The 12,949-nt window shown below is 68.1% G+C and carries 5 protein-coding genes; all 5 read left to right on the forward strand.

Going from position 1 to position 12,949, the window contains the following annotated elements:
* The coding region (locus AC3WN8_RS29625) for a CHAT domain-containing protein (RefSeq protein WP_492673127.1) at positions 1 to 1,661 on the forward strand (1,661 nt) is incomplete at its 5' end.
* Positions 1,662 to 1,668: 7 nt separating this feature from the next.
* Positions 1,669 to 3,672: a CHASE2 domain-containing protein gene (locus tag AC3WN8_RS29630; protein WP_492673128.1), complete on the forward strand. Its 2,004-nt coding sequence runs from the start codon at positions 1,669 to 1,671 to the stop codon at positions 3,670 to 3,672.
* Positions 3,659 to 4,393 carry a hypothetical protein gene (locus AC3WN8_RS29635; protein ID WP_492673129.1) on the forward strand — a complete coding sequence of 245 codons (735 nt, stop codon included), beginning with the start codon at positions 3,659 to 3,661 and terminating at the stop codon, positions 4,391 to 4,393. Before AC3WN8_RS29630 ends, AC3WN8_RS29635 begins: the two co-directional genes overlap by 14 nt.
* A gap of 313 nt (positions 4,394 to 4,706) precedes the next feature.
* Positions 4,707 to 6,503, forward strand: coding sequence for a ShlB/FhaC/HecB family hemolysin secretion/activation protein (locus AC3WN8_RS29640; protein ID WP_492673130.1), 1,797 nt, complete (start codon positions 4,707 to 4,709; stop codon positions 6,501 to 6,503).
* Positions 6,503 to 12,949, forward strand: a 6,447-nt coding sequence (locus tag AC3WN8_RS29645; RefSeq protein ID WP_492673131.1) for a beta strand repeat-containing protein, incomplete at its 3' end; no start/stop codon positions are given. The genes AC3WN8_RS29640 and AC3WN8_RS29645, both read left to right, overlap by 1 nt.

Raw genomic sequence — 12,949 nt, forward strand, 5'->3', positions numbered from 1 at the left:
AGACAGCGGTGTTTGCGTGCGAGGCGCTGCGGGAAAACGCGCCGGACGATTGGGGGAACGTGGTTGCGCTGGGTCGCGCGCATCTCGGGGCGGGCCGCGCGGACGCCGCGGTCCGTTGCGCCGAGGCGGTGCTCGCGCGCGAGCTGCGCGACGGCGGCGGCGAACCCGCGCGCCTGTTCCGACAGGCGGTGACGCTGTCGCGCGATATCGAGCGCACCCGCATCGAGCTCGCCCGGCTCGGCCAGATCGCCAGCCCCGATGCCTCGGTGCGCGAACTGGTCGCCGCGCGCGACGCCGATCTGAAGACGATGGTGGAACAGCAGTCGCTGACCTTCGCGCGCCTGTCCGAATATCCGCAATATCGCGCGCTTTCGACCGAGGCGATGACGCTCGACGATCTGAAGGCGGCGCTGAAACCCGGAGAGGCCTATTACAAGATGGCGATCGCCGGCCGCGCCATCTACGCCATCTATCTCGACAGCCAGGGCGCGACCGCGTGGCGGCTGCCCATTTCCGCCACCACGCTCGAAGCCAAGGTGCACGGCCTGCGAGAGACGATCTCGACGATCGAAAATGGTCAGAACATGACCTATCCGTTCGATGTGAAGCTGGCCCGCTCGCTCTATTCGGATCTGTTCGATCCCGTGGCGCAGCGACTGTCGGGCGTCCAGCATCTGATCTTCGAACCCGACGGCGCGATGCTGACCCTGCCCGTCAATCTGCTGATCGCCGACCAGGCGGGCGTCGACCGCTATCTCGCGCGTACCGCCGATCCCAGTGCCGATGAGTTCGATTTCCGCGGCATCGACTGGCTGGGCCGTCGCCATGCGGTGAGCACCGCCGTCTCGGCGCGCGCCTTCCGCGACACGCGCCGCACCCCCGCCTCCGCCGCCGCGCATCAATATATCGGCTTTGGCGACAATGCGCCCGCGTCCACCACGCCCGTTTCCGCCAGGCTTCAGCCCGCTTCGGCGACGCGCGGGCTGGACGGCGGCGGCGCAGTCGATTGCGCATGGCCGCTCAGCGAATGGAACAAGCCGATCGCCGCCACCGAACTGCAACAGGCCGCGGCGGAGGTCGGCGCCGGCACCGCCCAGATCGTCACCGGCAATGCCTTTACCGACACGGCGGTGCGCGGCCGCACCGACCTGGCCGATTATCGCATCCTCCATTTCGCCACCCACGGCCTGGTCACGGCGCCACGCCCCGAATGTCCGGCACGGCCGGCGCTGCTCACCTCGTTCGGCACCGGGGATTCGGACGGACTGCTCAGCTTCCGCGAGATCTACGATCTCAAGATCGACGCCGATGTCGTCATCCTCTCGGCCTGCGACACCGCGGGCGAAGCCAGCCGCGCGGCCACGCGTGAGGCGGGCGTCACCACCGGCGGGGGATCGGCGCTCGACGGGCTGGTGCGCGCCTTTATCGGCGCGGGCGGGCGATCGGTCATCGCCAGCCACTGGCCCGCACCCGACGATTTCAACGCGACCCGGCGGCTGATCGCCGGCCTGTTCGAAGGCGGCGCCGGCCGCCCGATCGCCGTCGCCATGCAGGATGCCGAGCGCGGGCTGATGGACGATGCGGTGACGTCGCACCCCTATTACTGGTCGGGATTCGCCATTATCGGGGATGGCGCGCAGCAGCTGATCGTCAAGCGCTGAGCAGCTTATGGGGGGCGATATCGCAGGAACGGGGAAACGCCCGCCACTGGCGCGGGCGGCGCGGCTGGTGCGCAAGGTGGGGCCCGCGCGCGCCGCTGCCACCGCGCTGTTCCTGATCGCGGCGCTGCTGGTCGCGCGCTATAGCTGGGATATGCTCCCCGCCCCCGAGCGCGCGCTCTACGATCTGCGCGCCGTCTGGGCGGCGCCGAGCGTCGCCAAGGACGATCGCATCGTCATGGTCGTCTATAATGACGATACATTGATCGCCACGCGCAAACGCTCGCCGCTCGATCGCGCCACCCTCGCCCGCGCGCTGCGCAATCTCGATGCCATGGGTGCGCGCGCGATCGGCATCGATATCCTGATCGACCAGGAACAGGATGAGGATGCCGAGCTGATCGCGGCATTCCGGGCAATGCGCACGCCCACCTATCTGGCCTATGCCTCGGCCGAGACCAATGCCGACAATATCGAATATGGCCAGCAACAGTTTCTGGACGGTTTTCAGCATGCGATCGCCGGCCCCAATGTGAAGCCCGCGAGCATCCGGCTGGAAGTCGACGGCGACAATGTCGTGCGGAGCTGGCCCGCCCAGCCCGCAACGGTGCCCCCGCTTCTCGCCAACGCGCTGAGCCCGGCCCATCCCGAATTCCGGCGCTATACCGGCAGCATCCGCTTCCTGAAGCCGCGGCTCGTCGATTATCCGGTCTACAACAAGCTACCGATCGATCTGTTCGCGGGCGAGGCGGTCGTGCCGCAATTCGCCGAACTGGTCCGTGGCCGCTATGTCCTGATCGGCGGCGATATCGCCGATTTCGACAAGTTCGAGACGCCTTTGCGCAGCCTCGCCGGTCAGACGATGATCGGGCTGGAGGTGCATGCCAACATCCTCTCGCAACTGCTCGACGGCGCCCGCTTCGCACATATCCCGGGCTGGCTGCTCTGGCTTTCGGCGATCGCCGTGGTGGTGGCCGGCGTGTTTTCGAGCCTGATCGCCGGCGCCTGGTGGCGGCTCGTCACAGCACTCGTCGTCCAGGGTGCGGCGATTGCCATCCTGCCCTTCATGCTCCAGGAACGGATGATCGATACCCAGGGGCTGCCGGTATTCGGCTGGCTGGTCGGCTGGGTGATCGCCTTTGCCGCGGTCGGCGCGGCGGCGCGCGCGATCGGATCGGAACAGCGCAAATTCGCGCAGTCGGCGCTCGGCAAATATCTGCCGCGCGACATCGCGACCGAGATCCTCGCCGATCCCGAGCGGCTGGCGCTCCATGGCGAGAAGCGCGAAATCTTCGTCGTCTTCACCGATCTGGAGGGCTTCACCAAATTGAGCCATGCGATCGCGCCGGAAATGGTCGCTTTGCTGCTCAACCGCTATCTCGACATGCTGAGCGACGTGGTGCTCGATCATGGCGGCACCATCGACAAATTCGTCGGCGATGCCGTCGTCGCTTTCTGGGGCGCACCGATCTCGCGCCCCGACGATGGCGAGCGCGCCGCACGCGCGGCCTATGCGATGTGGCAGGCGGGCGAGGAATTCCGCAACAATGCGCCGGAGGGCGTTCCCCCGATCGGCAAGACGCGCGTCGGCCTGCATTTCGGCGAAGCCATTGTCGGCAATTTCGGCGGCGAGGGCCGCATCCAGTACACCGCGCTCGGCGACAGCATGAACACCGCGTCGCGGATCGAATCGGCGAACAAGCAGCTCAAGGCCGGGATGATGGCCAGCCGCGAGGCGGTCGAGCGTTCGGGGCTCGACTGGTGGCGCCCGATGGGCAGCGTCGTGCTGCGCGGCCGCGCGAAACCCGTCGAGATTTTCGAACCTGTGCCAGAAATGGACGCGAGTGATCTTGGTCACTTCCGGTCAATCCTGGATCGGCTATCGCATGATCACGAGGCGGCTCTGGACGACCTGACCGCCTTGGCCGTAAGCCGCCCCGACGATGCGGCGCTCGGCAATCTGGTGTATCGTTTGAAGCATGCCGAACCAGGAGGTCATTATGCTCTCGACTGATGCGATCATACGGCGCGGCGCGGTCGCGCTGGCCTGCGCCCTCGGTCTCGGTGGCGCGGCATTTGCCCAGACCATCGTGGTCCGGTCCGCCGGACCGTCGGCGAAAAGCTATCCCGCGGGCAAGTCGCTCGCGCCCGGCGCGAAGATCGCGCTGGCCAAGGGCGACACGCTGACCGTCCTCGACAGCCGCGGCACACGCACGCTCAGCGGCCCCGGCAGCTACAGCGCGGAGGCGTCGGCGACCGCGGCGAACCAGAGCTTCGCCTCGCTGGTCTCGACGCAGAATCGCCGCCGCGCACGCACCGGGGCGGTGCGCACATTCGGCCAGCGGATCATGCCGCCCAGCCTGTGGTTCGTCGATATCGAGCGCAGCACGACATTCTGCGTCGCCGATGCGACGGCGGTGCAGCTCTGGCGGCCGGACATGCAGAAAGCGGTCACGCTCACCATCACCGATCAGAGCGGCCGGACAAGCCCGATCGCCTTTCCGATCGGGCAGAACAACGTGCCCTGGCCGACCGCCGCGCTGCCCGTGGCGGAGGGGGAAAGCTACACGCTGAGCGGTGCCGGGCTCGCCAAGCCGGTCAAGCTGCGCTTCGCCATGCTGGGCGCGCCCGTCACCAATCCGGTCGCCACTTACACCGCGCTCGACGGCAAGGGTTGCGCCGACCAGAAGCAGTTGCTCGTCGACGCCACCAAGCTCGACGAAAAGCCGTCCTGACCCCGCGCGAACGGGGTCGGGACGCGGCTTTCCGCCTTGCCTTTGAGGGGCCTGGCTGATAGCCTATGATACTGAAAAAAGCGCGGTTTCACGCGCATAATTGAACCCCGCTGGTCGCAGGGGAGGCGAAGGGGAAAGGGCGAAATTCGTCCGGCCCGATGCCGGTTTCCGGGGCGCGTTTCAGACCCGGCGACACAGTTTGGACGGCCGCGGCTTTTCAGCCTTCGCCGTCGCCCGATCTTCCGGTGCCAACGGCATCCGGGCCGGGCGGCGAACGGGACGGGAAATCAGGCGGCCTTATAGGGGCATGCTCATGACGTTGTCGCGGTCCGCCCGCCTCCTCTCGGTTCCCCTGCTCAGCGCCATTGCCCTGCCCTCGCTGGCGGTTGCCCAGACCGTGCCGCCTCCCGCCCCGCCGACCCGCGACCAGATCGAGCGCGGCGGCGTCGACCGCATCGCGCGCGACCGCGGCGGACGCGTGACCGCTCAGGATGTGGTGGAGCGCGCGCCCTGCCCGCTTGCCGATCCGCGCTTCGCCGGCGTCAACGTCACGCTTTCCGACGTGCGCTTCGACGGACTGTCGGTCGTCGCGCCCGAGACGCTGCGATCCTCATGGTCGGACTTTGCCGGGCGCAGCGTGCCCGTCGCCACCTTGTGCGAGATCCGCGACCGCGCGGCGACCATGCTGCGCAATCAGGGCTATCTCGCCGCCGTCCAGGTCCCGCCACAGCGGATCGAGGACAATGGTGTCGCCCATTTCGACGTGCTGATGGCAAAGCTCGTGCGCATCCAGGTGCGCGGCGATGCCGGCCGCGCCGAAGCGACCATCGCCCGCCAGCTCGAAAAGCTGCGCGATCAGCCGGTCTTCAACACCCATGACGCCGAGCGCTATCTGCTGCTCGTCCAGGATATTCCGGGTTATGACGCGCGGTTGACCTTGCGTCCGGCGGGCACCGTGCCCGGCGAGGTGATCGGCGAGGTCGCGGTGACCTATACCCCGGTCGAGATCGACGCCAATATCCAGAATTACGGCACCCGCGACGTCGGTCGTTTCGGCGGGCTGATCCGCGCCCGTTTCAACGGCCTCACCGGCATGGGCGATACCTCGACGCTCAGCTATTACACGACCGCCGATTTCCAGGAGCAGCATGTCGTCCAGGTGTCGCACAGTTTCCGCGCGGGCAGCGAGGGGCTGACCCTGGGCGGCGACTTCACCTATGCCTGGACGCGTCCGTCATTGGGCCCCGGCGCCGATTTCCGTACCACCACGCTGATCGCCACCCTGCGCGCAAGCTATCCGCTGCTGCGCAGCCAGGCCGCCAACGCCTATGCGGGCGGCGGCATCGACTATGCAGATCAGGACGTCCGCTTCGGCGGGGTACGGCTCAATCGCGACAGGCTGCGCGTGATCTTTGCGCGGCTCGACTATGACCTGATCGATCCCGACAGCATATCGAGCATCCGCGGCTATTCCGCGCGCGAGCCGCGCTGGCGCTTCGGCGGGTCGTTCGAGGCGCGCCAGGGGCTGTCGATCCTCGGCGCCAGCAGCGGCTGCGGCGCGGGCTTCGTCAATTGCCTGCCGCCCAATATCCCGATCAGCAAGGTGGAGGGCGATCCGACCGCTTTCCTGCTGCGCGCGACCGCCTATGGCGAATTGCGCCCCAGCCCCGGCATCACCCTCGCCGTGTCTCCGCGCGTGCAATGGGCGTCCAATCCCCTGCTGAGCTTCGAGGAATTCTCGGCCGGCAATTACACGATCGGGCGTGGCTATGATCCCGGCACCGTCACCGGGGACAGCGGCATCGGCGTCCAGACCGAACTGCGCATCGGCAGCCTCGTGCCGCGCCAGATCGACGGTGTCGCGATCGAACCCTTCGCCTTTTTCGACGCCGCCTGGGTGTGGAACGAGGATCGCCTGTTCCCGCCCTATACGCGCGATCCGCAGCGGCTCTATTCGGTGGGCGGCGGTATCCGTGCCGCATGGGGCGATCATGCCCGGCTCGATGCCGTGCTGGCGGCCCCGCTGCGCCGCGCCGGGCTTCAGGCGACGAAGGGCGATATCCGTTTCCTGATGTCTTTGACCGTCAAGCTGCTGCCCTGGACACGATGATGAGCAAGCCCGCCTCGCTGGAGCGTAACGCCATGTCGAAAGCCGCCCCCTTCTCGCGCATCCTCACGCCGCTGCTGACCAGTTGCGCGATGGGCCTCGCGCTCGGCATCGCTTCGACCGCTTATGGTCAGGCATTCAAGGGCACGCCGCAGATCGTCGTCGGGGAAGCGGGCGTCAACAATGCGACGATCGACGGCAATCCGTACGATTTCATCACCATCGCCACGCCCCAGGTGGTGATCAACTGGACACCGACCGACAATGGCGGCGGCAGCGCCCCGATCAATTTCCTGCCCGCCAATGCAACCGCGCAATTCTCGAGCAACGCCAATTTCACCGTGCTCAACCGCATCCTGCCGAACAGCAACCGCGCGGTTGCGCTCAACGGCGACGTCTTCGGGCGGATCGGCAATGAGGTCGGCGGCAATGTCTGGTTCTACAGCCCGACGGGCGTGATCGCGGGCAACGGCTCGCTCTTCGCGGTCGGCGGCCTCGTGCTCACCGCCAACGATATCAGCTTCACGCCCAATAGCGGCGAACCCGACGGCAAGATCAATCTCGGCGCTGGCGGCCGTATCCCCTTCCGCGCCGCGGCGGGCAGCACCGCATCGGTCGTCGTCGAGTCCGGCGCGGCGATCTCGATGAACGGCATCAACGCCTATGTCGCGCTGGTCGCGCCGCGCGTCGTCCAGGGCGGGACGATCCATCTCGACGGTTCGGTGGCGATGATCGCCGCCGAGGAAGTCGATGTGACGATCAACCAGGGCCTGTTCGACATCAACATGATCACCGGCACGACGATGTCGCAGGCGATCGTCCATACCGGCAGCAGCGGCGAGGTGCCGGCATCGGGCGGGCCATTCACCGGGGGGCAGCGCGTCTATCTCGCGGCACTTCCCAAGAACAATGCGATCACCATGCTCGTCGGCGGATCGCTGGGGACATCCGCCGCCAGCGCGGTGGCGACAAAAGGCGGCGTGATCCTGTCGGGCGGCTACGACATCGCCGACATAGCGGGCACCGGCATCGCCACGGTCGCCGACACCACCAAGTCGGTCGACATCAAGATCGGCACCGCCACCTTCGGCTCGGATCTGACCGGGGTCACCACCGGCACGATCGCCGCCAACCCTTCGCGCGCCACCACGCTCCTCTTCGAGGGCGACGCCTCGCTGACCGGCGCCAAGGGCGTCTCGATGGTCGCCGATCTCGACGAGAGCATCGTCGCCAAGGGTGATCTTTCGCTGTTCTCCCCGGTCTCGGCCAGCCTGCGCCTGGGCGTCACCAACAGCGAGCCGGGTGCGCTCGACACCGCCGCGAAGGTCGACGTCGCGGGCAATCTAGCCATAAAATCCAATGGCTTCGGCCTGATCCCCGGCGGCGACGGCATTGGCGGTTTCGCCTCGCTCCAGCTCGACGGCGGCGGCCCTGCTCCGATCATGACGGTGCTGGGCATCACCAATGTCGAGGCCCAGGGTATCGGCGGGGGCGGCACGGGCAGCGGCGGCGACGGCACCGGCGGAACCGCGCAGATCCTCAACCAGGGCGGCACGCTCGCACTTGGCGAAGTGAATATCCTGGCGCTCGGCATCGGCGGCGATGCAGGTATCGCGGGTGTCGCGGGCAATGGCGGCGACGGGATCGGCGGACTGGCGCAGTTCCTCGCGAGCGGCGGGACGACGACGATGGGCAGCATCGCGATCAACGCCGACTCGATCGGTGGCATGGCGACCCCGACCGGCATCGACGGAAGCGCCGGCGGCGCGACCAGCATCGCGCGACTGGGCGTATCGGGCCCCGGCGTGACGCTGACCAGCGGCGGGAATGTCTCGGTCGAGGCCAATGCGCTCGGCCGGATGAACGGCAAGACATCGGGCTCGATCCAGGCCGGCACCGTCGAGATCTCGACGATGAACGGCGCGGCGCTCGCGATCGCGTCCGGCCTGTCCGGACGCGCGAGCGCGGACTGGCAACTGGGCCCGCAGAGCCTCGTCTCCACCCAGGTCGGCGCCACCACCGGCGGGTCTGTCACCGTCGCCATTGCGGGCGGATCGGTCGAAGCCAATACGGTCATCTTCGCCGCGGACGCGACCGCGATCGGCAGCACCGGCAGCACCGGCGCCGCAACGGGCGGAAACGTCTCGCTGACCGTCAGCGACGCAGGCGCTTCCGAAGGATCGGCCAAATTCAACAACTTCCTGTCGCTCTCCGCCGACGGCAAGGGTGGCCGCGGACTGAGCGGCGGGCTCGGCGCGGGCGGCACCGTCGCGCTGATGGCCAATGGCGGCAGCATCGCCGTGCCCGGCAACATCAATCTGAGCGCGACCGGCACTGCCGGACTGGTGGGCGGCGCGGCGGTCTCCGGCATCGGCGGCACCGCCACCGTCCAGACCCAGGCCGGCGGAACCAAGGCGGGCATCGCGTTCGACCGGATCGCGATCGACGTCGACGGTTCCGCGACCTTCACCGACGAAGGCGCCGACATATCGTACGGCAATGGCGGCCTCGGCAAGGGCGGCACGATCAAGATCCTCTCGTCGGGCGGCACGCTGACCGGCACCGAGATCGCGGTGACCAGCGACGGTTTCGGCGGTCACGCGGCGACCAGCGACAGCGCGACACTCTTCACCGGCGGGACCGGCCAGGGCGGCGGGATCGAGATCACCGTCAATGGCGGCACCATCGATGTCGACACGATGTTCGCCTCGGCGGGTGGCACAGGCGGTCACGCGATCGACCTGACCTCGGCCAGCCAATTCGGTGGGAATGCCGGCCAGGGGCTTGGCGGCACGATCAACTTCGGTGCGACCAGCGGCAGTTTCGACGCATCGACACTGCAGCTCGACGCCTTTGGTGCCGGCGGTGCGGGCAGCAAAGGCACCGACAGCGGAAACGGCGGCACGGTTTCGGGCGGCGGATTCGGCAAGGGCGGCACGGCGACGCTGACGCTCGGCGGCGCCAAGGTCACGACGCTGGAAAGCCTGGTGACCGCACAGGGTTTCGGCGGCGACGGCGGCGCGAACGGCCTCGGCGCTCCCGGTGCCGGCGGCTCGGGCACCGGCGGGCTCGCACAGATCATCGCGACCGACGCGGCCTATTCACTGGGTGCGCTGACCATCGATGCATCCGGTCATGCCGGCGACGCGATGCAGGCAATTGTCGGCACGCAGCCGCCCCACGGCACCGGCCGGGGCGGCACCGCGCAATTCGTCAACCAGGGCGCCGCGGCGGCGCCAGCGGGCGGCCGGACCATCGGTGCGCTCGCCATCCGCGCCGATGGCGGCGGTGGCCTGATCGGCGCCCTGCCCGGCCCCAATACCGTTGCGGGCCTCGTGCGGATCGCCGATCCGGCAAGCGGCACCAACGGATCGGTCAAGATCGCCAGCGTCTCCGCCAGCGCGCTGGGCAGCGCCATTGCGGGCAAGGGCTTCCAGCTCGAAAGCGCGGGCGGACCGCTGTCGGTCACCGGGGGATTCGCGGTCGACACCGGGGGAGATGCGAGCTTCGCGATCACGGGTGACGGCACGCTCGCGATCGGGGGCAATGCCAGCATATTCGCGGGCGGAGACATATCGATCAGCCATGCCGGCCAGACGGCGCCGGCATCGCTATCGATCAGCGCAGGCTCCGCGACCTTCGACGCGGGCAAGAATTTCACGGCGGGCGCGGGCACGATCGTCAATGCCGGCGACAGCCTGATCGTCCGCGCACGCGCGGGCAGCATCACCGCCGCAGATCTGCGCGCGGTCAATGCGATCGGCATCCACGCGCTGAGCAATGTCTTCCTCACCAATGCACGCACGACCGGCACGGCGAGCGGCACGCCGCTGACGGGCGGATCGATCGACATCACCGCGGGCGTCGACCCGGTCGAGCTGGTCGGTACCTATCTGCCCGTCGATATCGTCATCAGCGGCACGGTGAGCGCCAGCGGGCAGCTGCGCGCACATGCCGGACGCGACATATTGGACGATGGCGGCGCACCGGACCGCACGCTCCAGGGCGAAATCGTCGCGCTGATCGCGGGCCGTCATATTGCCGGCGCCAATCTTGCGCTGCTTTCCAACCGCAATCTCGACCTGTCGGTCGGCCGCGATCTGCAGGTCCGTACGATCGATATCTTCGGGCCGCTGAACAGCGTCGACGACAAGGGCGCGATCACCGGCGCGGGTGTCCTGACGGTGCCCGGGGCAGTGAGCATTTCCAACCTGCTGCGCCTGCGCGGGCCAACGCCCGCGACGATCCGCGCCACCGACGGTCTGGCGATCGGCGACGCGGTGACGAGCGGACTCGATATCGCGACGACCAACGGCATCCTCTCGCTCGGTTCGCTCAAGGACAATGTCGGCGCGTCCGATTTCCTCAAGGCGAGCGCGCCATCGATCACGCTCGGCACCATCGAGGTCGATGACGACATTCTCGCCACCGCGACCACGGGCGCACTGAAGGCGACCAGCCTGACCGCGGGCGACGCCATCAGCCTGAACGCGAACGCGGCGCTGGTCGCGGAAGAGGTCGATGCGGGCGGCATCGCCCAGCTGACATCGACGACCTCGACCGTCAACGCGACCACGATCGTCGGCAAGGGCGGTGTCACGGTCAGCGCCCCTGGCGCGATCACGATCGCATCGGCGAGCGCGGGCGACGGCGCCACCCAGGCGGACATCTCGATCGCCGCGCTCGGCAGTCAGGCGATCAAGGTCGACAGCGCGATCGCGACGCGCGACATCGCGATCACCGACACCGGCAACGCCGGCCTGACCGCCGGCACCCTGAGTGCGGGCGGTACGCTTTCGGTCGATCTCGACGGCAGCGCGACGATCGGCACGGCCAAGACCACCGGATCGGGATCGATGAATTTGACCGCCGATACCGGCCTGGCGGTGCAGAGTATTCAGGCGGGCGGTCCCGTCTCACTCAAGGCAGAGGCCGGCGCGGTGACCGTCTCCACCGACCTCGCCGCGGCGGGCCAGGTCACGGCACTCGGAAAATCGGTCGACCTGACCGCAACCAAGGATCTGACATTGCTGTCCGCGCAGGCGACGGCCGGCGACTTGTCGGTGCTCGCAGGCGGTCCGCTGACCGTCACCAGCGGCACGGCCAGCGGCGACGTCAAGCTGACAAGCAGCGGCGGTAGCCTGACGGTCGGCGGCGTCCAGGCCGGCGGCAACCTGACGCTCGCGTCGCAGGGCGCGACCACGATCAATGCGCTCGCCACCGGCGATGTCGTGAAGATCGCATCGGGCGATCTCTCGATCGGCGGCGGCGGCCGGATCGGTACGGCGGGAACGACGACATTGGTCGAACTGACCAATAGCGACGATACCAGGCGGAGCTTCTATGGCGGCGCTTCGACCGCCAACGGCTACAGCCTGTCCGCCGACGAGCTTGGCCGGATCGCCAGCGACAATATCACCCTGATCGCGCCGCGCACCGCGCTGAGCGGCACCAACGCCCCCGATGTGATCGTGGGCGCGATGACCATCGCCAGCCGCGCCGGCAGCCCCGCTGGCCAGATCGGCGCACAGGGCGCGTTCACCATCCAGACCACCGGCCGCGTCCGCGTCGATGGCGCCATCGCCATGACCGGTGCCAGCGATACCAACGCCCTGACGATCAGGGCCGGCGAACTGATCGCGATCGATGCGGCAACGGGTTCGATCGATGTGCGCGGCCCGAACAATGAATTGGCCGGCATGATCAACCTTTCCGCGGCCGACATCATCGCGGCATCGGCCGGCGCGACCGAAACCGTGCTCGCCAGCGACGATATCGCCGCGATCGATACGCGGCTGGGCACCAATGACGGCGCGACGATCGATCAGGGTGTGCTGCGCGCGCGCGGCCTGCGTTTTGCCGTATCCAACGGCCTCTACATCCAGAATAGCGGCGCAGGCACCGCCTACGCCCAGCGGCGCGGCTTCACCGCCGGGGTGAGCGGTATCGCGATCGCCACCGCACAGGGAACCAGCCCACATATCGTGATCAACGGACAGGTGGTGCCGGCCAGCGGCACGCCGATCACCGGCCTCGACACGATCCCCAATGTCACGATCAACGGCCAGTCGGCGCCGTCCGCGTCGGGCTTCGCCGCCGGATCGACGATCAACGGCTGCGTGATCACGGCCGCCGGCAATTGCACCACGCCGACGCCTACGCCGACACCAACTCCCACGCCGACACCGACACCGACTCCTACCCCAACGCCGACGCCCACTCCGACTTCGAGCACGCCGAGCCGGGACCAGGTCGAAGGCGCAGTCGAGACCGATGCCGACGAGAATCTTCGGATCGCACGCATCGAGATCGAGGATGTCGACAGCTTCGGATATCAGCCCTTGATCGACGAACCCGTCACCGGTTCGGGCAATGACGATCTGTGGGCGCCCCAGGATTGCGATCCCGCAAAGGATGGCGACTGCCCTGCCCCACCCCCGTCCAAGCCC

The sequence above is a fragment of the Sphingobium sp. FW305-3-2-15-F-TSA7 genome (assembly GCF_058787155.1).